This window comes from Bosea sp. 124, assembly GCF_003046175.1.
Lineage (GTDB): Bacteria > Pseudomonadota > Alphaproteobacteria > Rhizobiales > Beijerinckiaceae > Allobosea.
Genome location: NZ_PZZM01000001.1, coordinates 2,838,195 through 2,858,150, shown reverse-complemented (window position 1 = coordinate 2,858,150; position 19,956 = coordinate 2,838,195). Strand labels below are relative to the sequence as shown.

General features: G+C 67.6%; 14 protein-coding genes and 1 tRNA gene. 8 read left to right on the top strand and 7 right to left on the bottom strand.

The annotated features are described in order from the left end of the window. Window positions 1–113 precede the first annotated feature (113 nt). On the top strand, window positions 114–1,103 hold the full coding sequence (gene galE / locus C8D03_RS13540; RefSeq protein WP_108046784.1) for a UDP-glucose 4-epimerase GalE: 990 nt from the start codon (window positions 114–116) through the stop codon (window positions 1,101–1,103). A gap of 13 nt (window positions 1,104–1,116) precedes the next feature. On the opposite strand, the gene rnk is transcribed toward galE, so the two are convergent. Further along, a complete protein-coding gene (gene rnk / locus C8D03_RS13535; RefSeq protein WP_108046782.1) occupies window positions 1,117–1,542 on the bottom strand; it encodes a nucleoside diphosphate kinase regulator in 426 nt (141 codons plus the stop codon). A gap of 373 nt (window positions 1,543–1,915) precedes the next feature. Here rnk and C8D03_RS13530 point away from each other — a divergent pair, with 373 nt between their 5' ends. Both C8D03_RS13530 and C8D03_RS13525 read left to right on the top strand, forming a co-directional pair. Then, window positions 1,916–3,178 (top strand): lytic murein transglycosylase, encoded by a 1,263-nt coding sequence (locus C8D03_RS13530; protein ID WP_108046780.1) that lies wholly within the window; start codon window positions 1,916–1,918, stop codon window positions 3,176–3,178. A gap of 63 nt (window positions 3,179–3,241) precedes the next feature. Then, window positions 3,242–4,453, top strand: a complete 1,212-nt coding sequence (locus C8D03_RS13525; RefSeq protein WP_108046778.1) for an SGNH/GDSL hydrolase family protein — start codon at window positions 3,242–3,244, stop codon at window positions 4,451–4,453. A gap of 135 nt (window positions 4,454–4,588) precedes the next feature. On the opposite strand, the gene C8D03_RS13520 is transcribed toward C8D03_RS13525, so the two are convergent. After that, window positions 4,589–6,013 (bottom strand): glutamate synthase subunit beta, encoded by a 1,425-nt coding sequence (locus C8D03_RS13520; RefSeq protein ID WP_108046776.1) that lies wholly within the window; start codon window positions 6,011–6,013, stop codon window positions 4,589–4,591. 122 nt (window positions 6,014–6,135) lie between these two features. Beyond that, window positions 6,136–10,839, bottom strand: coding sequence for a glutamate synthase large subunit (gene gltB, locus C8D03_RS13515; RefSeq protein WP_108046774.1), 4,704 nt, complete (start codon window positions 10,837–10,839; stop codon window positions 6,136–6,138). A gap of 628 nt (window positions 10,840–11,467) precedes the next feature. Here gltB and C8D03_RS13510 point away from each other — a divergent pair. Together C8D03_RS13510 and C8D03_RS13505 are read left to right on the top strand one after the other, a co-directional pair. Beyond that, a complete protein-coding gene (locus C8D03_RS13510) occupies window positions 11,468–12,532 on the top strand; it encodes a threonine aldolase family protein (RefSeq protein WP_108046772.1) in 1,065 nt (354 codons plus the stop codon). 86 nt (window positions 12,533–12,618) lie between these two features. Next, a complete protein-coding gene (locus C8D03_RS13505; RefSeq protein WP_108046770.1) occupies window positions 12,619–13,548 on the top strand; it encodes a hypothetical protein in 930 nt (309 codons plus the stop codon). Between the two features lie 89 nt (window positions 13,549–13,637). Here the strand turns inward: C8D03_RS13505 and C8D03_RS13500 are convergent, their stop codons facing one another. Next, window positions 13,638–14,111, bottom strand: coding sequence for an Hsp20 family protein (locus tag C8D03_RS13500; protein WP_108046768.1), 474 nt, complete (start codon window positions 14,109–14,111; stop codon window positions 13,638–13,640). Between the two features lie 229 nt (window positions 14,112–14,340). Here C8D03_RS13500 and C8D03_RS13495 point away from each other — a divergent pair, with 229 nt between their 5' ends. Then, a complete protein-coding gene (locus tag C8D03_RS13495) occupies window positions 14,341–15,423 on the top strand; it encodes an alpha/beta fold hydrolase (protein WP_108046766.1) in 1,083 nt (360 codons plus the stop codon). On the opposite strand, the gene hisN is transcribed toward C8D03_RS13495, so the two are convergent. After that, window positions 15,328–16,110, bottom strand: a complete 783-nt coding sequence (gene hisN / locus C8D03_RS13490) for a histidinol-phosphatase (protein ID WP_108046764.1) — start codon at window positions 16,108–16,110, stop codon at window positions 15,328–15,330. The genes C8D03_RS13495 and hisN overlap by 96 nt on opposite strands. Window positions 16,111–16,441: 331 nt before the next feature. Then, entirely contained in the window at window positions 16,442–17,362 is a 921-nt protein-coding gene (locus tag C8D03_RS13485; protein ID WP_108046762.1) for an N-formylglutamate amidohydrolase, read from the bottom strand. A 262-nt stretch (window positions 17,363–17,624) separates the two neighbouring features. Between C8D03_RS13485 and cpdR the strand changes: the two genes are divergently transcribed. Beyond that, window positions 17,625–17,984, top strand: a complete 360-nt coding sequence (gene cpdR / locus C8D03_RS13480; RefSeq protein ID WP_038363805.1) for a cell cycle two-component system response regulator CpdR — start codon at window positions 17,625–17,627, stop codon at window positions 17,982–17,984. A gap of 158 nt (window positions 17,985–18,142) precedes the next feature. Continuing rightward, window positions 18,143–18,217, top strand: a tRNA-Val gene (locus tag C8D03_RS13475). A gap of 79 nt (window positions 18,218–18,296) precedes the next feature. Here C8D03_RS13475 and C8D03_RS13470 read toward each other — a convergent pair. Next, window positions 18,297–19,901, bottom strand: coding sequence for a phytoene desaturase family protein (locus tag C8D03_RS13470; protein WP_108046760.1), 1,605 nt, complete (start codon window positions 19,899–19,901; stop codon window positions 18,297–18,299). Between the last annotated feature and the right edge of the window lie 55 nt (window positions 19,902–19,956).

Here is a 19,956-nt window from a genome sequence, read left to right as displayed (position 1 = left end):
CTCGCGGCTTGTCTGGAGCCGGTCACGACGTACTAATAGCAGGACGACCTTGAGAACCCGTCAACGCATTTTGCGTAACGGCAGTTCCAGGTGACGGGAGTGGATATTCGACCATGGCTGTACTTGTTTCGGGTGGCGCGGGTTACATCGGCAGCCACATGGTGCTTGAACTTCTGGACCGTGGCGAGAGCGTGGTGGTTCTGGACAATCTTTCGACCGGGTTCTGGTGGGCTGTTCCGAAGGAGGCGGTTCTGATCCAGGGCGACATCGGCGACCAGGCGCTGGTCGAACGCATCATCGCCGAGCACGCCATCACCGAGATCGCGCATTTCGCCGCCCGGATCGTGGTTCCGGAATCGGTTGCCGACCCGCTCGGCTATTATCTCAACAACACGGTCAAGACCCGCAGCCTGCTGGAGAGCGCCGTGCGCGGCGGCGTCAAGCGCATCATCTTCTCCTCGACCGCGGCGGTCTATGGCGAGCCCGCGGTCAGCCCGGTGCCGGAGGAGATCGCGCTCGAGCCGATCAACCCCTATGGCCGCTCCAAGCTGATGAGCGAGTGGATGCTCTCCGACGTCGCCCGCGCCCATGGCCTGAACTTCGTCGTGCTGCGCTACTTCAACGTCGCCGGCGCCGATCCCAAGGGCCGCTCCGGCCAGTCCTCGCCCCACGCCACCCATCTGATCAAGGTCGCCGGCCAGGCCGCGCTCGGCCAGCGCGCCGCGCTGGAGGTCTTCGGCACCGACTATCCGACGCCCGACGGCACCGGCATCCGCGACTACATCCACGTCACCGACCTCGCCCGCGCCCATCTGGCCGCCCTCGACCATCTCCGCGCCGACGGCGCCAGCCTGACCCTGAACTGCGGCTATGGCCGCGGCTATTCCGTCAACGAGGTCGTCGCCATGGTGAAGAAGGTCTCCGGCGTCGACTTCCCGGTGGTCTATTCCGGTCGCCGCGCCGGAGACCCGGCCGCCCTCGTCGCCAGGGCAGACCGCATCCGCGCCGAACTCGCCTGGCAGCCCCAGCATGACGACCTCGAACAGATCGTCCAGCAGGCCCTCGACTGGGAGGACAAGCTCAGGACGCGCAACGCCGTCTGATCGCGGTCTCGCCTCAGTCCGCCAGCACGAGATTGGCCGGATCGGTGACCTCCGTCACCGTCAGGCGGCGGATTTCGCCCGAGCGTGTCGCCCAGTTGATCGACTTCTGGGCCGCCATGCCGATCAGCGCCACGCCGATCGGCGTCATCACCGAGATCCGGCCGGCATCGACATCGGCCTCCTCCGGCCGGACCAGCGTGATCGTGGAAGCCTTGCCGGTCGCCTCGTCCCGGAAGCTCACGCGGCTCCCGATGCGGACGTGATCCGCCGAACTGCGCCCCTCCGGCAGGATCCGGGCGCGGTCGAGTTCGCGGGCGAGTTCGGCCGCGAGATCGGCCAGCCCGTCGCCGGCACCCGAGACGGTGCGGCTCAGCAGAAGGTGATCCTCGGCCGTGAGCACGATGGCCGGGCGCGACATGCGCTTCGAAGACTGGGTCATGACATATCCTGAAAAGCAGACGGCAGCCGGCGGCAGGGTCCATCGACCGCTGCGTCGCGCGACTGTCCGAAGAGATTAGGGGGTAACAAAGGCTGAGCGGCCGAAAGCGCGAAGCGCCTGCCCCGAGCCCGGAGCGCGCGATGCGACGGGCGCGGGGCTAGTGGCCCGCGATGAGATTGCCCGAGCGGTGCAGACCGCGGCAGAAACGGAGATGGCTGTCCATGGCCGCAAGGCTCGGCCAAGCGCTCCGCTTTGTCAAATCGGACAGCTCGCGCGCCCGGTGCGTCGTCGGCATTGCCGCCGCGCTTAACCTTTGGTTAATCTTGTTCAGGCGCTCTGGTGCGACCTCTCTCCAGCCTTGTCAGAGTGTCCCATGCGCCTGTCCGTCATCGCCGCCACGGCCCTGATCAGCCTCGCGCCGGCGCTGGCGCAGACCACGGGCTCGATCAGCAGTTCGGCCGCCCGCGCCAGGGAAGCCAAGCCGGCCCCCATCGCGCGCCCTGCCAATGTCGCGACACCTGCCAATGCCTCCTTCGACGCATTCCTGCAGCGGCTCTGGCCGCTGGCCCAGGCGCGCGGGGTATCTCGCGCGACCTTCGACGCCGCGCTGCGCGGCGTGACGCCGGATCCCCAGATCGCCGCGCTGACACGCAAGCAGTCCGAGTTCACCGCGCCGATCTGGGGCTATCTCAACAGCGCCGTCGGCGGCACGCGCATCCCGCGCGGGCGTGACGCGGCTTCGGACAATGCCGCCATTCTGGCGCAGGTCGAGGCGCGCTACGGCGTGCCGCGCGAGATCGTGCTCGGCGTCTGGGGGATGGAGACCAATTACGGCTCGTTCAAGGGCGACAAGGATACGATCCGCTCGCTCGCGACGCTCGCCCATCTGCACTATCGCGGCGACTTCTTCCGCGACGAATTGCTGACCGCCCTCGAACTGATCGAGGAAGGCCATGTCGAGCGCCGCGAGCTGCGCGGCTCCTGGGCCGGTGCCATGGGCCACACCCAGTTCATGCCGTCGAGCTACAAGAAATACGCTGTCGACTTCACCGGCGACGGTCATGCAGACATCTGGAGCTCGACCGCCGACGCGCTCGCCTCCACAGCCAATTACCTCAAGGGCTATGGCTGGGTGCAGGGCCTGCCCTGGGGTCTCGAAGTGACCTTGCCCGAAGGCTTCGACCACAAGTTCCACAAGGCGAGCTTCTCCGCCTTCGCCTCGGCCGGTGTCCGCCGCGCTGACGGCCGCAGCCTGCCCTCCTCGGGAGAGGCAAGGCTGTTCTACCCCGCCGGCCATCGCGGCCCGGTGATGCTGCTGACCGAGAATTTCGACGTCATCAAGAAATACAACTCCTCCGACGCCTATGCGCTGGCCGTCGGCCATCTCGGCGACCGGATCATGGGCCGCCCCGCGATCCAGGCCGACTGGCCGATCCAGGCACCGCGCCTCGACAAGGCGGGCATGCAGGACGTCCAGCGCCGGCTGAAGGCACAGGGCCTCTACAACCATGACGCCGACGGCCGCATCGGCACTGGCACGCGCGAGGCGGTGCGGCAATACCAGCTCCGCAACGGCGAGATCGCCGATGGCTGGCCGACACCCGCCTTGCTCGCGAAGATGCGCGCCGGGCGCTGACGTTCGGGCCGTTTTGCACTATATGGTCGGCATGCCGGACTCCGGCGCGGGATCGAGAGCCCGATGCGTTTGCGCTCCCTCCTCATGCTTCTGACGGCGGCCGGCCTGCTCCTCCTGACCGGCGGGCCGTCCTCGCTCGCGCAGGCGCCCCAGCAGCGCGCCCCGCAGCAGCGCAGCCTGTTCCAGCTGTTCTGGCAGCAGCCGCAGCAGCCGGCCGCCCAGCCGCAGCGCCAGCGTGTCGCGCCGGTCGTGCGCCGCCGTCCGGCTGCTCCTGTCGTGGTCAGGGACGATCCCGTCATCCCCAAGGTCGACATCGCCCATCACATCCTGGTCATGGGCGATTCGCTCGCTCATCTCCTCGCCGACGGGCTCGAGGAGGCATTGGAGGACCGGCCGGACGTCGCCGTGCTGCAGAAGGCGAAGCCCGATTCCGGCCTCGTCCGCAGCGACTTCCACGACTGGCCCAAGGTCGCGGCCGATCTGCTGGCAAGCGACCAGAAGATCAGCCTCGGCGTCATGATGATCGGGCTGAACGACAGGCAGGCGCTGCGCGAGGGCGACACGGTCCATGAACCGTTGAGCCCACGCTGGCTCGAACTCTACCGCGACCGTATCAGTGCCGTGACGCAGGTCTTCGCCGCCAGGCGCATCCCGCTGATCTGGGTCGGTGCGCCGCCCGTGCAGAATCCCCGACTCTCGGCCGATTTCGTCACCTTCAACGAGCAGTACCGCCAGCAGGTCGAGCGCGCTGGCGGGCAATATGTCGATCTCTGGGGCGCCTTCGTCGATTCCGAGAACCGCTATGCCGCGATGGGCCCTGACGTCTCCGGCCAGACCATGCGGCTGCGCCTTGGTGACGGCATCCACTTCACTGCGGCGGGAGCCCGCAAGGCAGCCCATTTCGTCGATGTCCTGGTCCGCCGCATGTTCGAACCCGGCGCGCAGGGCAACGTCATCGCACTGCCGGTCTCACCCGACACCGGCGCACCGACCAACCCCGAGCTGCAACCCGGCGGCATCGAACGCCTGATCGACCAGATGGTCAGCGGCCTGCCCACGATCAGCCTGCCGGCCGCGCTCCAGGCCAAGCCGCTGGCGGGGCCGATCCTGCCGCTCACCGGCAGTGCCGGCCAGGGCGAACAGGCGCTGCTGGTCTCGATCCCCGAGGCCCGCGGCCGCGGCGAGATCGCAAGCCAGCTCGACCGCATCTTCGGCGAAGGCGTCCTGCCCGAGCCCAAGCCCGGCCGGATCGACGATTACCGCTGGCCGCGATGATTCCTTTCCCCCGCGGGGGAGAAGGTGGCCGCGGAGCGGTCGGATGAGGGAAGGATTGCAGGGCCGTACAGGACTTCCCTCACCCGTCTCGGCTACGCCGAGCCACCCTCTCCCCCGAGGGGAGAGGGAAGAAGCTCACACCGGCAGGATGGTCTCGCCCATCAGGTGCTTGTCGATCGCATGCGCGGCCTGACGGCCCTCGCGGATCGCCCAGACGACGAGCGACTGGCCGCGGCGCATGTCGCCCGCGACGAAGACGTTCTCGGCGCTGGTGCGGTAGTCGCGCTCATTGGCGATGACGTTCGCCCGCTTGTCGACCGCCGCGCCCGACTGCGCGATCATGCCCTCGATCACCGAACCGGCGAACCCGATGGCGAGGAAGCAGAGATCGGCCGGGAGCGTGAACTCGCTGCCCGGGATCGGCTTGCGCTTCTCGTCGACGCGGATGCACTTCACACCGGTCAGGCGGCCGTTGCGACCCTCCAGCCCCAGCGTTGCGGCCTGGAATTCGCGCTCGGCGCCTTCCGCCTGCGAGGAGGAGGTACGGAACTTCGTCGGCCAGTAGGGCCAGACCGTCAGCTTGTCCTCGATCTCCGGCGCCATCGGCCGGATGTCGAGCTGCGTCACCGAGAGCGCGCCCTGGCGGAAGGCGGTGCCGACGCAGTCCGACGCCGTGTCGCCGCCGCCGACGACGACGACATGCTTGCCCCCGGCCAGGATCGGCGTGACCTTCGACAGATCCTCGCCATTGCTGCGCTTGTTCTGCTGGGTCAGGTAGGGCATCGCGTAGTGCACGCCCTGGAGATTGGTGTCCGGCAGGCCAGGATCGCGCGGCGTTTCCGCGCCGCCGCTCATCAGCACGGCGTCATGCTCGGCCGTCAGCGTCGCGAAGGGCACGGTGACGCCGACATGGACGTTGTAGTGGAAGGTGACGCCCTCCGCTTCCATCTGCGCGACGCGCCGGTCGATATGGCGCTTCTCCATCTTGAAGTCGGGGATGCCGTAGCGCAGCAGGCCGCCGGCCCGCGCCTCGCGCTCATAGAGATGAACCTCATGGCCGACGCGGGCGAGCTGCTGCGCCGCAGCCATCCCGGCCGGGCCGGAGCCGACCACCGCGATGCGCTTGCCCGTGCGGATGGCGGCGGGCTCGGCGACGATCCAGCCCTCCTGCCAGCCCTTGTCGGCAATCGCCTGCTCGATCGTCTTGATCGTCACCGGCATGTTCTCGAGATTCAGCGTGCAGGCTTCCTCGCAGGGCGCCGGGCAGATGCGGCCGGTGAACTCCGGGAAGTTGTTGGTCGAATGGAGGTTGCGCAGCGCATCTTCCCAGCCGCCGGAAAAGACCAGCTCGTTCCAGTCGGGGATCTGGTTGTGCACCGGGCAGCCGGTCGGCCCATGGCAGAACGGGATGCCGCAATCCATGCAGCGCGCCGCCTGCTTCTTGACGTCGCGCTCCTCCAGCGGAAGCGTGAACTCCCGGAAATGGCGGATGCGGTCGCCGGCGAGCTGATACTTCTGCTCCTGCCGGTCGTATTCGAGGAAACCCGTGACCTTGCCCATACTTTTCGTTTCTCTCGTCGTGCTGCCCGGGGCTTGAGCCCAGGCATCCCTTGCCGATGGGAGCCTGTCTTGATCCATGTGGCCCGGGCGAACGCCTATGTCCGCCCGGCTCGCCGTCCCGGTTACTCCGCCGCCTGGAGCGTGCGCGCCTGTTCCATCTCGCGCAGCGCCCGGCGGTATTCCACCGGCATCACCTTGACGAATTTGGTGCGGTAATCGGCCCAGTTCTCCAGGATGCGGCGCGCCGTCTCCGAACCCGTGTAGTCGACATGGTTCGTCAGCATCTGCATCAGGCGCTCCTCGTCATGGCCCGACATATTGGCCATATCGATCCGGCCCTTGTGCTCCAGATCGCCGCCGTGATGGTGGAGGCGCTCCATCAGCTCCTCCTCCTCCTCGACCGGCTCGAGATCGACCATGGAGAGGTTGCAGCGCGCCGCGAAGCTCTTGTCCTCGTCCAGCACATAGGCGATGCCGCCCGACATGCCGGCCGCGAAGTTGCGCCCCGTCGGCCCGATCACCGCGACGACGCCGCCGGTCATGTACTCGCAGCCATGGTCGCCGGTGCCCTCGACCACCGCGATGGCGCCCGAGTTGCGCACGGCGAAGCGCTCGCCGGCAACGCCGCGGAAATACGCCTCGCCGGCGATCGCACCGTAGAGCACCGTGTTGCCGACGATGATCGAGCGCTCCGGCACCGCCTTCGAGGCCGGATCGGGCTTCACGATCAGCTTGCCGCCCGACAGGCCCTTGCCGACATAGTCGTTGGCCTGCCCGGTCAGTTCGATGGTGACGCCCGCCGCCAGGAAGGCGGCGAAGCTCTGGCCGGACGTGCCCTTGAGCTTCACCGTGATGGTGTCCTCGGGCAGGCCGGCATGGCCATATTTCTTGGCGACGACGCCCGACAGCATCGCGCCGGCGCTGCGGTCGACATTGCAGATCGCATGCTCGAGCACGACCGGCGTGGCCGTCTCGATCGCATCCTTCGCGCCTTCGATCAGCCTGCGGTCGAGCACATCGTCGATCGGGTGCTTCTGCAATTCGACATGGCGGATCGCGACGCCCGGCATGTCGACCTTGTGGAACAGCCGCGTGAAATCGAGCCCCTTGGCCTTCCAGTGGTCGATCGCCTCGCGCTTGTCGAGCAGGTCCGAGCGGCCAACGATCTCGTCGAGATGGGTGAAGCCCATCTCGGCCATGATCTTGCGGATGTCCTCGGCCACGAAGAAGAAGTAGTTGATCACATGCTCGGGCAAGCCCTTGAAGCGCTTGCGCAGCACCGGATCCTGCGTCGCGACTCCGACCGGGCAGGTGTTGAGATGGCACTTGCGCATCATGATGCAGCCGGCCGCGATCAGCGGCGCGGTCGAGAAGCCGAACTCGTCAGCTCCCAGCAGCGCGCCGATCACCACGTCACGGCCCGTGCGCAGGCCACCATCGACCTGAAGCGCGATGCGCCCGCGCAGCTTGTTCAAAACCAGCGTTTGCTGGGTCTCGGCGAGGCCGATCTCCCAGGGCGAACCGGCGTGCTTCAGCGAGGTCAGCGGGCTCGCGCCCGTGCCGCCCTCGAAGCCCGAGATCGTGATGTGGTCGGCGCGCGACTTGGCGACGCCGGCCGCCACCGTGCCGACTCCGATCTCGGAGACGAGCTTGACCGAGACATCGGCCGCAGGGTTGACGTTCTTCAGGTCGAAGATCAGCTGCGCGAGATCCTCGATCGAATAGATGTCGTGATGCGGCGGCGGCGAGATCAGGCCGACGCCCGGCGTCGAATGCCTGACCTTGGCGATCTTGGCGTCGACCTTGTGGCCGGGTAGCTGGCCGCCCTCGCCGGGCTTGGCACCCTGGGCGACCTTGATCTGCATCACGTCAGAATTGACGAGATACTCCGCCGTCACGCCGAAGCGGCCGGATGCGACCTGCTTGATCGCCGAGCGCTTCGAGCGGCCATCCGCCATCGGCTTGAAGCGGATCGCCTCCTCGCCGCCCTCGCCGGTGTTGGACTTGCCGCCGATCGTGTTCATGGCGATCGCCATCGTCTCATGCGCCTCGCGCGAGATCGAACCGAAGGACATAGCCCCGGTCGAGAAGCGCTTCACGATGTCGCTCGCGGGCTCGACACTCTCCAGCGGCACGGGCTGGCGGCCGTTCTCTCCGGCGAGCCTGAGCTTGAACAGGCCGCGGATCGTCGTCAGCCGATGCGCCTCATCGTTGACCTGACGGGCAAAGTCCTCGTAGCGGTCCTGCGCGTTCAGCCTGACCGCGTGCTGCAGCGAGGCGACCACGTCGGGAGTCCAGACATGGTCCTCGCCGCGGATGCGATAGGCGTATTCGCCGCCGATATCGAGGCTGTTGCGGTAGACCGGCGCGTCGCCGAAGGCGTCGCGATGGCGGCTGACGCTCTCCTCGGCAACCTCGTCGAGACCGACGCCCTCGATCGCGGTCGCGGTGCCGAAGAAATAACGCTCGACGAAATCGCTCCTCAAGCCCACGGCGTCGAAGATCTGGGCGCCGCAATAGGACTGGTAGGTCGAGATGCCCATCTTGGACATGACCTTGAGCACGCCCTTGCCGACCGACTTGATGTAGCGCTTCACCACCTCATAGGCGTCGACCTCGGTCGGGAAGGCACCCTGCTCGTGCAGATCGAGCAGCGTGTCGAAGGCGAGATAGGGGTTGATCGCCTCCGCGCCATAGCCGGCGAGGCAGCAGAAATGATGAATCTCGCGCGGCTCGCCGGTCTCGACGACGAGACCGACCGAGGTGCGCAGGCCCTTGCGGATCAGGTGATGATGCACGGCGGCCGTCGCCAGCAGCGCCGGGATCGCGATCCGGTCCGGCCCGACCAGACGGTCGGACAGGATGATGATGTTGTAACCGCCATGGACGGCCGCCTCCGAGCGCTCGCAGAGCCGCTCCACCGCCGCCGCCATGCCGGCCGCGCCATCGCGCGCCGGATAGGTGAAGTCGATCGTCTTGGTGTCGAAGCGGTCCTCGTAATGGCCGATGCAGCGGATCTTCTCGAGATCGTCATTGGTCAGGATCGGCTGGCGCACCTCCAGCCGCTTGCGGCGCGAGGTGCCCTCCAGGTCGAGGATGTTTGGCCGCGGCCCGATGAAGGAGAGCAGGCTCATCACCAGCTCCTCGCGGATCGGATCGATCGGCGGATTGGTGACCTGGGCGAAGTTCTGCTTGAAATAGGTGTAGAGCAGCTTCGACTTCGACGAGAGCGCCGAGATCGGCGTGTCCGTCCCCATCGAGCCGACCGCTTCCTGCCCCGTCACGGCCATCGGCGCCATCAGGAGGCGCGTATCCTCCTGCGTGTAGCCGAAGGCCTGCTGGCGATCGAGCAAAGCGACATCGGTGCGCTGCGCCCGCGCCTCGACCGGCGGCAAATCCTCCAGCACGATCTGGGTGCGCTTGAGCCAGTCCTTGTAGGGGTTGGCCAGGCACAAGGTCGTCTTGATCTCGTCGTCGCCGATGATGCGGCCCTGCTCGAGGTCGATGAGCAGCATCTTGCCGGGCTGCAGGCGCCACTTCTCGACGATCTTCTCCTCCGGGATCGGCAGCACGCCGAATTCCGAGGCGAGCACGACGAGCCCGTCATCTGTGACGAGATAGCGCGCCGGCCGGAGACCGTTGCGGTCGAGCGTCGCGCCGATCTGCTTGCCGTCGGTGAAGGCGATGGCGGCCGGCCCGTCCCACGGCTCCATCAGTGCGGCGTGATATTCGTAGAAGGCGCGCCGCTCCTCGTTCATCAGCGGGTTGCCGTTCCACGCCTCCGGCACGAGCATCATCATGGCATGGGCCAGCGAATAGCCGCCCTGCACCAGGAATTCGAGCGCATTATCGAAGCAGGCGGTGTCGGACTGGCCCTCATAGGAGATCGGCCAGAGCTTCGAGATGTCGGCCCCGAACAGCTCCGAATCGACCGAGGCCTGCCGCGCCGCCATCCAGTTCACGTTGCCGCGCAGCGTGTTGATCTCGCCGTTATGGGCGACCATCCGGTAAGGGTGGGCCAGCCGCCATGACGGGAAGGTGTTGGTGGCGAAGCGCTGATGGACGAGCGCCAGCGCGCTTTCGAAGCGCGGATCGAGCAGGTCCCTGAAATAGGTCCCGAGCTGCGTGACCAGCACCATGCCCTTGTAGACGATGGTGCGCGCCGACATCGAGACCGGGTAATAGGTCGCTGTCGCCCGGTCCTGCCGCTGATAGACCTTGTTGGAGACGGACTTGCGCAGGACATAGACCTTGCGCTCGAAGTCTTCCTCGTCGGCGATTTCCGCCGGGCGGCCGACGAAGAGCTGGCGATGGACCGGCTCGGTTTCGAGAACGGCCTGGCCGAGATCGCTGTTGTCTACCGGCACGTCGCGCCAGCCCAGGAAGATCAGCCCCTCCTCGGCCACGGCTTGCGCCACGATCTCCTCGCAGATCGCGCGATCCGCCTTATCCTGCGGCATGAAGAACTGGCCAATGGCGTAATGGCCGACCTCGGGCAGCGCGATGCCGAGCCTGCCGCATTCCTCGCTGAAGAAGCGATGCGGGATCTGGGTGAGGATGCCGCAGCCGTCGCCGAGCTTGGGATCGGCTCCGACCGCGCCGCGATGGTCGATATTGTGCAGGATCTGCAGGCCCTGCGCGACGATCGCGTGGCTCTTGCGGTTCTTCATGTCCGCGACGAAGCCGACGCCGCAGGAATCCTTCTCCATCGACGGATCGTAAAGACCCTGGCGCATCGGCATGGCCGGATCGCGCACCTCCGGGAAGCGCTCGAAAGGCTTGGCGCCGCCCAGAATGGCAACGCTCGACTGGCTGGTTTCGCTCATCGTCAAACCCCGCTTGCCAATGCCCCGACAGCTTCCGTCGGGAGGCACCTTTGAGTCCATATAATCCTTCCGCCGTGCCGGGCCGCATCGCTGCCGCTCAGGCCCCTGAGAGCCGGCAGCAAGGATGGGGCCAACATGGCCGGACCGTTCGTTCTGTCGGAGGTTTGCTTGCGCTGTTCTCGGGCGCCCGCGTCCTCCGCAGGCGCTCGGGCTCTCGCCCTGTCGCGCCTGTCAGGCCGCCGCTTTGCGGGCGGCGCGCGTACGGATGGCTTTGGCGTGTTTTGCCGTGCCCTTCGTCATCGATCCGCTCCGTTGCGCTGGCGTGACCGCCACCCTTGCGGGTCGCGATCGTCGCAGTGAAAAATGGGACAGCAACACTGTCCTATCGAGACGAACTTGCCAGAATTCTAATATCTGCACAAGAGCCGATTTTACGCCAAGACGACATTTTATTGCGATAGGGCGAAAAGACGAGACATATCCGGTACGGAAGCCGGAGTCGCCCCGCACGGTTCTTGTTCTGTGAGGGCCCTGCAGGTCTCCGCCTCCGGCAGCCCGGCATGCCGTGCAGAGCCGCCCCGCCCGCACGCGCTTGGCAGGCAGGCAGCACGCCTCTATCGCAAACGGCATGAACTTCATCAGCGACAACACCGCCGGCGCCAGCCCCAACGTCATGGCAGCCATCGCCGCCGCCAATGACGGCGCAGCCTCCGCCTATGGCACCGACACCTGGACGCAAGGTGCCGAGCGGCGCTTCGCCGAGATCTTCGAGCATGAGGTCGCGGTCTTCCTGGTGACATCAGGTACGGCGGCGAATGCGCTGGCGCTCGCCAGCATCACGCGGCCCTGGGGCGCCGTGCTGACGCATGAGGAAAGCCATGTCGCCGACGACGAATGCGGCGCGCCGGAATTCTTCAGCGACGGCGCCAAGCTGATCGGCCTGCCCGGCGCCGGCAACAAGCTCTCGCCTGATCTGGTCACGCAGACCCTGACGCGCTTCCGCGAAGGCGCGCTGCACCAGGTCCAGCCGCAGGCCCTCTCGATCACCCAGGCGACCGAGTGCGGCACGATCTACAGCCTCGACGAAATCCGCGCCCTCAAGCAGGCCGCCGCCGCGCGCCGCCTCACCCTGCACATGGACGGCGCACGCTTCGCCAATGCGCTGGTGACGCTCGGCTGCAGCCCGGCGGAGATGACCTGGAAAGCCGGGATCGACGTGCTCTCCTTCGGCGGCACCAAGAACGGCGCCTGGGCGGCCGAAGCCGTGATCTTCTTCGATCCCGCAGCAGCCGCCGAGATGAAATGGCGCCGCAAGCGCGCCGGACAGACCCTGTCGAAAGGCCGCCTCATCGGCGCGCAGTTCGAGGGGCTGTTGGCGGACGGGCACTGGCTCGCCCTCGCGCGTCACGCCAACGCCATGGCCATGAAGCTGGCGACGGCGATCGACAGGAGCGGCGAGGCGCGTCTGGCCTGGCCCTGCCAGGCCAATGAAGTGTTTCCGATCTTGTCGGTGGCGTTGCAGGCCCGGCTGCAGGCAGCCGGCGTCGGCTTCCTGACATGGTCCGATCGGGCTCTGCCCGCGGGCGAGACGCTCGCGGACGGCGAAATCGTCGGCCGCTTCGTAATGTCCTTCGCCACGCCGGAAGCGCAGGTCGAACGGCTGATCGCGATCATCGGCAGCGAGGAAGGCTGAATTCCCTCCCGATTCCAGCCCCAAGCTGGCCGCAATCCCTAACGAAGACTGAAATCCTGAATTTCGGTCCTTGGAAGGGATGACCTATGGTAATTCGTTCGACCGCGCCGGGGCGCACCGTGCTGATGGGCCTGGCCGTCGCCGGTGCATTGACCGGCACCGCCGGCGCCGCATCGGCGCAGTATTATCTCTACGAAGAAGATGCCCCCTATCTCGAACAGCGCTACGGCTATCGCTATGCCGCGCCGCGCCCGCCCGCGCAGATCCCGGCGCGCGCCATCGGTCGCATTGCGGCCCGCGATTTCGGGCTCGATCAGGTCGATCGCACCGTCCGCAGCGGCTCCACCTATGTCGTCGATGGCCGGACCCGGACCGGCGCGCGGGTTCGGCTGATCCTCGACTCCTATAGCGGCGAGGTGCTCGACGAAATCGTCCTGCAGGGTCCGGCACGCGGCGCCCCGCGCGTCGCCCGCGTCGATCCGCGCGACGAGGCCAGGCCGCCGCAGCCACGCCCCGTGCCGCGCCCGCCGGAGCGGCCGCCCTCGCTGAAGCCCCCGGGCCAGGCCACTGCGCCGGCGACCGTGATTCCACCGTCACCGGCGGCCCCGCCACGCATCGAACCCGCACCTGCCGCCGACAAGCCGCCCGCTTCAGCCAGCGCACCGGCCACGGCGACACCACCCTCGCCAGCCGCTCCGCCGCACGCCCAACCGGCCCCGCCAGCCGAGAAGCCTCCGGCCTCTGCCAGCGCACCGCCGACCGAGGTCCTGCCGTCTCCCGCGACGCCGGCCGCGCCGACGCCCGGCCCGAGCGCCCCCGCGACGGGCGCCGAGAAGCCCCGGCTCGTCAATCCGAGCGATGTGCGTGGCACGGAAACCGGCGAGCGCGAGCCGCCGCTCGCCCGCAGCGAACAGCCCGGCATCCCGTCTCAGCTCCCGCCGGTCCAGACGCAGGACGCCACGCCCTCGACGCCCAGGCCCGAAACCCCGGCCGTTCCGGTGACACCGCTGGATTGAAGGGTCTTGGCGCAGGCATTGCGGCAGGCACGAAAAAGGGCGCTTCCGGTTTCCCGGAAGCGCCCTCTCTTTGCGGTCAGGATGGCGCGTTACGCCGCCTTCGCGGTCTCGACCTTGGCTTCGAGCACCTTGGCCTTGCTGCCACCGATCACGATCTGGCGCGGCTTCTTGGCCTCCGGAATCTCGCGCACGAGATCGATGTGGAGCAGCCCGTTCTCGAGGCTGGCGCCGGTCACCTGAACATAGTCGGCGAGCTGGAAGCGACGCTCGAAGGCGCGTGCGGCGATACCCTGATGCAAGATCTCGCGCTTCTCGCCATTGTCGTTGGCCTGCTTCTCGCCGCGAACGGTAAGCGCGTTCTCCTTGCTCTCGATGGCAAGGTCACCCTCGCCGAAGCCCGCGACCGCGATGGTGATGCGGTAGGCGTTCTCAGCGGTACGTTCGATGTTGTAAGGGGGGTAACTCGGCGCAGCCTCGGTGCTGCCGGCCTGGTCGAGCAGCGAGAACAGGCGGTCGAAGCCGACGGTCGAGCGATAGAGCGGGGAAAGATCGAAATGACGCATGATGTCCTCCAGAGGAAGCGACGTTTGGTCCAGCCCGCCTCGTCATGAGCGCGGGCCCGGTTCGGTGCTGCGCAGCCGGTTCCGGCCTGCGCCACACTGAATTGGGAAGGTGTTTTCGGCTTTTCAAGAGCCCGCTGCGGCAGGCATAAGGATTGTCGCTCACCCGGCGGCAGCGGCCTCGATTCGCACGGGCGGCGAGGCGGCCGGCCCGCCGACAGGAAGGCCCGGCATGACAGAAGCTGAGCTCTTCGCTCACCCCGACTATCCGGTGCCGGGCCACGGCAAGGTCTGGTTCGCGGCGACGCGCGATCGCGCGCAACTGCGCTTTGCGAGCTGGCGGCCGACGGTCCGGCCCGTGCGCGGCAGCGTCGTCCTGGTCCAGGGCCGCGCCGAATTCATCGAGCGCTACAGCGAGACGATCGCCGAGCTGCGGCGGCGCGGCTTCCATGTCCTCGCCTTCGACTGGCGTGGCCAGGGCGGCTCGCAGCGCGTCGTCGCGCGGGGACGCAAGGGCCATGTCGGCTGGCTGCGCCACTACGAGGCCGATCTCGCGCTCGCCTTGGTGCAGATGCGCGAGAAGCTGCCCGGCCCCTATTTCGTGCTGGCCCATTCGATGGGCGCCGCGCTCTGCCTCGACGCCGCCCGCCATGGCGCCTTGCCGGTCTCGCGCCTGGTGGCCCTGGCGCCGATGCTGGACCTGACCATCACCGAGAATCCGAAGGCGGCGAGCCGGTTGGCCAGCCTGCTGTTCTGGCTCGGCCTCGGACGGGCCTTCATCCCCGGCGGCGGCGACACCGCGATCGCGACCAAGCCCTTCGACGGCAACCGCCTGACCAGCGACCCCGCCCGCTATGCCCGCAACAGCGCGCTCTCCGCCTCCGCCCGCGAGCTCAGCATCGGCGATCCGACCATCGCCTGGGTCCGCACGGCCTTTCAGTTGATGGCGCGGCTCAATGCGCCGCAGGTGGCGCGCGAGGTGCGGGTGCCGACGCTGGTCATCGCCGCCGGCCGCGATCGCGTAGTCTCGACGCCCGCGATCGAGCGCTTCGCCGCCCGCCTGAAAACCGGGCAGGCGCTGATCCTGCCGACATCGCGCCACGAGATCCTGATGGAGAGCGACGACATCCGGGCGCAGTTCTGGGGGGCCTTCGACGCCTTCATCCCCGGCGAGGATGGCGCGATCGACGCCGGGGTTGCCGACACGGTGCCTGCCGTTTCAGCCGGCGAGCAAAGCGAGCGCGGCCTCGTGCAACGGCTTGCTGGCGGCGGCGAGGATGCGCCCGCCCCCGGCGGCGCTGCCGCCGTCCCATGAGGTGACGATGCCGCCGGCGCCCTCGATGATCGGGATCAGCGCCACGATATCGTAGGGCTTGAGCCCGCTCTCGATGACGAGATCGACATGGCCCGAGGCCAGCATGCAATAGGCGTAGCAGTCGCAGCCATACCGGGCGAGACGGACCTGGCTCTCGACCCGTTGATAGGCCAGCGCCTCGTCGTTCCGGAACAGCCCGGGCGATGTCGTCATCAGCGTCGCGCTGGATAGGCCGGCGACCTGGCGGGTCCGCAGCGTCCGCGCACCGCCCGGCCCTTCATAACGCGCCTCGCGCCCGTCGCCGGAATAGCGCTCGCCGGTGAAGGGCTGGTGCATCATGCCGTAGACGGGCGTGCCGTCGCGCGCGAGCCCGATCAGCGTACCCCAGACCGGAATGCCGGAGATGAAGGCGCGGGTGCCGTCGATCGGATCGAGCACCCAGACGTATTCTGCGTCCGTGTTCTCGTTGCCGAACTCCTCGCCAAGTACGCCATGGGCGGGGAAGCTGCGCTTGATCAGATGGCGCATGATGGTCTCACCGGCACGGTCGGCCTCGGTGACGGGGTCGAACACGCCTCCCGCCGACTTGTCCTCCATCGCGTGATGCGCCCGGAAGAACGGCAGGATTGCCTGGCCGGACTGCGTCGCCAGCTCCGCGACGAAAGCCCCGAAATCGACCGCGCTCATCAAAGCCCCCGCATCCTTGCGCAACGGTCTGTCGCGCCGCCGCTCTCTCGTCATGACCCTGATGGGCGGCCGGCCCGCGAAAGGCAAGGCGATCGGCCTGCATCATATTCTGTCCTGCGCTGGGCGCATGCCCCATACGCCGCTCGCTCGTCCGGAATTTTGGTCAGGCCACTTGCTTTTTCGCACTGCACTGTCATATTGTGCACTGCGAAGGGGCGATCACTTCAAGCCTTCGTTGCCCTCCTTGGGCGTTTCCTCCCTAGACTTGGGCCGCCACGCAAGTGTGCGGCCCTTTTTTCTGGGTTGCGGCGGCAACGGTCGCGCGAGGCGCCTATTCCGCCGCCTGCCTGAACTCGTCGAGCCAGCCGCTCCAGCGCGCGAAACAATCCGCCATCGCCGAGGAAATCGCCTGTTCCAGCGCGGAAAAGCCGGCATGGGGCATCAGCGTCGCCTCGTTCATGTAGAGCGCGCGGTTGATCTCGATCTGCAGCGTGTGCACGCCGGTGCTCGGCGCGCCGTAATGCTCGGTGATGAAGCCGCCGGCATAGGGCCGGTTGCGCGTGACGGTGAGGCCGAGCTTCGCGAACGCCGCCTCGGCGATGTCGGTGACGTAACCCGCCGCGCTGGTTCCGAAACGGTCGCCCAGGATGATGTCGGGCTTGGCCAGCCCGTCGCGGTCGAGCCCGCTCGACGGCATCGAATGCGCGTCGACCAGGATGCAGGTGCCGAAGGAGCGCTGCGTGCGCTGCACCAGATCGCGCAGGCCGGCATGATAGGGCCTATACAGCCCGTCGATGCGTGCGAGCGCCTCCTCCACCGGAATCCGCCCGAAATAGATCTCCTGCGCGTCGCCGACGATGCGCGGAATCGTCCCCAGCCCGCCTGCGACCCGCATCGAGCGCGTATTGGCGAAGGGCGGCAGCCTGCCGTCGAACATGCGCGGATCGAGCTCATAGGGCTCGCGGTTGACGTCGAGATAGGCGCGCGGGAATTCGGCGACGAGCAGCGGCGCCCCCAGCGCGACGCTGCGCGCGAAGAGCCGGTCGACATAGGCATCCTCCGAGCGGCGCAGCGAGCGCAGCGGCAACCTCGCCCGTTCGACGAAGGCGCGCGGGTAACGCCGGCCGGCATGGGGCACGTCGACGACCACCGGCACGATATGGAGCGCCGGCTGGTGCAGCGTGAACGGCCGCTCGATCTCGGCGACGACATCCTCGGGACCGGGCGGAAAGGGGGCGGACAGGGCGCTCATCTCCCTGAACACAAGCACACAAAGCGGCGGGGTTGAAGCGCCATGGGCGCGCAACGGGCATCGGCGAGGGATTCACCCGTTGTTTACCATAGTGGTGCCTTATAGAAACGTAGGGTTCCACGCACGGGGATGGGTCGATAACCCTGCCGGCGCTGGCGCCGGAAACGGCGCTCGCGCCGGGAACGAGAATTGGGAAGAGGGTCGCCAGGCCGGCAGCCTCGAACCTTGAAGACAGGCCTTACGGGACGGACACATCAGGCCCATGACCAAGATACTTCTTGCCGAAGACGACAACGACATGCGCCGTTTCCTGGTCAAGGCCCTGCAGAATGCGGGCTACGACGTGGCCTCCTTCGACAACGGGCTTTCGGCTTACAACCGCCTGCGCGAAGAGCCCTTCGAACTGCTGCTGACCGACATCGTCATGCCGGAGATGGACGGTATCGAGCTGGCGCGCCGCGCCACCGAGCTCGACCCCGACATCAAGGTGATGTTCATCACCGGCTTCGCCGCTGTGGCGCTGAACCCCGATTCGCAGACGCCCAAGGATGCGAAGGTGCTTTCCAAGCCTTTCCACTTGCGCGAGTTGGTGAACGAGGTCGAAAAGCTGCTCGCGGCCTGAGGGTTTCGCCCGGCTCCTGTGCCGGGCGGGTGCTTTCTCCACAAAGCGCCTTGCAAGCCACGAAACGAGCGGCTATAGCCGCACACCTCGCAACATGGTCAGCCGGCAACGGCGAAACCCTGTTCCGGCCGCCGCGACGATACCCCGACGCGGCAGACGGGCGCGTAGCTCAGCGGGAGAGCACTACGTTGACATCGTAGGGGTCACAGGTTCGATCCCTGTCGCGCCCACCATACAAGCCCTTGAAATACAGGGACAAAAGGCCACCCCTCGGGTGGCCTTTTTGCTTGGGGCGGAGCGGACCCGACGCAACTAGAAGCGCCGGCGGTGGCGATCGGCCAGCACGGCCATGGCGGCGTTGCGGCCCGGCGCTCCGGTGACGCCCCCTCCGGGGTGGGCGCCCGAGCCGCAGAGATAGAGCCCCGGGACCGGCATGCGGTAGTCGCCATGGCCGAGCACCGGTCGCGCCGAGAAGAGCTGGTCGAGCGTGAGCCGGCCATGAAAGATGTCGCCGCCGACGAGCCCGAAGCGCGTCTCGAGATCGGCAGGCCCGAGCGCGAGCCGCCCGATGACGGATGCCTTGAAGCCGGGCGCGTGGCGGTCGACCGTCTCGATCATCAGATCGGCGACGGTCTCGCGGCAGTCCTCCCATGCGAGGCCGTTCGGCAGCACCGGCGCGACATGCTGGCAGAACAGGCTCGCGACATGGCGGCCGGGCGGGGCGAGGGTGTCGTCCAGCGTCGACGGAATCAGCATCTCGACGATCGGCTCGCGCGACCAGCCATCGAGCCGCGCCTGCGCATGGGCGCGATCCATGTAGCCGAGGCTGGGCGCGATGATGATGCCGGCGGTGAGATGGTCGCCCGGTTCGGGCAGGCTGGAAAAGCGCGGCAGCTCCGACAGCGCGAGGTTCATCCGGAACGTGCCCGAACCCGAGGTGTAGCGGCCGATGCGCTCAGCGAAATCCGGCGGCAGCGCCGCGGGATCGACCTTGGAGAAGAGCAGGCGCGGATGCAGGTTCGAGACGACGGCCCGCGCCCGGACGACGTCGCCGGCCTCCGTCACCGCGCCGGCCGCCCTGCCCTGCACGGTCAGTACCTCGGCGACGGCAGCGTCGAGGCGAATCGTGACGCCGACCTCGGCGCAGGCCTTCGCCATCGCCTGGGTGATCGCGCCCATGCCGCCGATGGCGTGGCCCCAGGCCCCCTTCCGGCCGTTCACCTCGCCGAAGACATGATGCAGCAGCACATAGGCCGAGCCCGGTGTATACGGGCTGGCATAGTTGCCGACGACGGAATCGAAGCCGAGCAGCGCCTTGATCGGGTCGCTCTCGAACCAGCCGTCGAGCCAGTCGCCGGCCGATTTGGTGAAAAGGTCCATGACGTCGCGCCGGGCGGTCGTGGCGAGCCGGCCGAGGCGCCGGCCCAACCGCCCGGCTTCGACCAGTTCCGGCAATACCGCGAGCCAGCCGGCCTCAGTGACATTGGGCGGCGCGCGCAGCACGAGGTCGCGCAGCACGGCGGCGACGGTCTCGAGCCGCTCCTCATAGGCGGCGAGCCGTCCGGCATCGCGGGGCGAGAACTTCGCCACCTCGGTCGCCGTGCGTCCCGGACCGGCCGCCAGATATTGCCCGTCCGGCAGCGGCAGGAAATTCGCCAGCCGGCGTTCGACGATGCGCAGACCATGACGCGCGAGCTCCATCTCCCGGATGATCTCCGGCCTGAGCAGGCTGACGGTGTAGCTCGCCGTCGAATTCCGGAAGCCCGGATGGAATTCCTCCGTCACCGCCGCGCCGCCGACGATGCCTCGCCGCTCCAGCACGGTGACCTTCAGGCCGGCGCGCGCCAGATGGAAGGCGCAGACGAGCCCGTTATGGCCGGCCCCGAGAATGACGATGTCCGTTTCGCTGGTTGCCATGGCCCGCCTGTCCGAATGGCGCCACTGTGCCGGCCGGTGTGTCGCGCGGCAACGG

Coding starts and splice junctions, on each gene's coding strand:
- galE (WP_108046784.1), top strand. CDS start 114: ATGGCTGTACTTGTTTCGGGTGGCGCGGGTTACATCGGCAGCCACATG.
- rnk (WP_108046782.1), bottom strand. CDS start 1,542: ATGACCCAGTCTTCGAAGCGCATGTCGCGCCCGGCCATCGTGCTCACG.
- C8D03_RS13530 (WP_108046780.1), top strand. CDS start 1,916: ATGCGCCTGTCCGTCATCGCCGCCACGGCCCTGATCAGCCTCGCGCCG.
- C8D03_RS13525 (WP_108046778.1), top strand. CDS start 3,242: ATGCGTTTGCGCTCCCTCCTCATGCTTCTGACGGCGGCCGGCCTGCTC.
- C8D03_RS13520 (WP_108046776.1), bottom strand. CDS start 6,013: ATGGGCAAGGTCACGGGTTTCCTCGAATACGACCGGCAGGAGCAGAAG.
- gltB (WP_108046774.1), bottom strand. CDS start 10,839: ATGAGCGAAACCAGCCAGTCGAGCGTTGCCATTCTGGGCGGCGCCAAG.
- C8D03_RS13510 (WP_108046772.1), top strand. CDS start 11,468: ATGAACTTCATCAGCGACAACACCGCCGGCGCCAGCCCCAACGTCATG.
- C8D03_RS13505 (WP_108046770.1), top strand. CDS start 12,619: ATGGTAATTCGTTCGACCGCGCCGGGGCGCACCGTGCTGATGGGCCTG.
- C8D03_RS13500 (WP_108046768.1), bottom strand. CDS start 14,111: ATGCGTCATTTCGATCTTTCCCCGCTCTATCGCTCGACCGTCGGCTTC.
- C8D03_RS13495 (WP_108046766.1), top strand. CDS start 14,341: ATGACAGAAGCTGAGCTCTTCGCTCACCCCGACTATCCGGTGCCGGGC.
- hisN (WP_108046764.1), bottom strand. CDS start 16,110: ATGAGCGCGGTCGATTTCGGGGCTTTCGTCGCGGAGCTGGCGACGCAG.
- C8D03_RS13485 (WP_108046762.1), bottom strand. CDS start 17,362: ATGAGCGCCCTGTCCGCCCCCTTTCCGCCCGGTCCCGAGGATGTCGTC.
- cpdR (WP_038363805.1), top strand. CDS start 17,625: ATGACCAAGATACTTCTTGCCGAAGACGACAACGACATGCGCCGTTTC.
- C8D03_RS13470 (WP_108046760.1), bottom strand. CDS start 19,901: ATGGCAACCAGCGAAACGGACATCGTCATTCTCGGGGCCGGCCATAAC.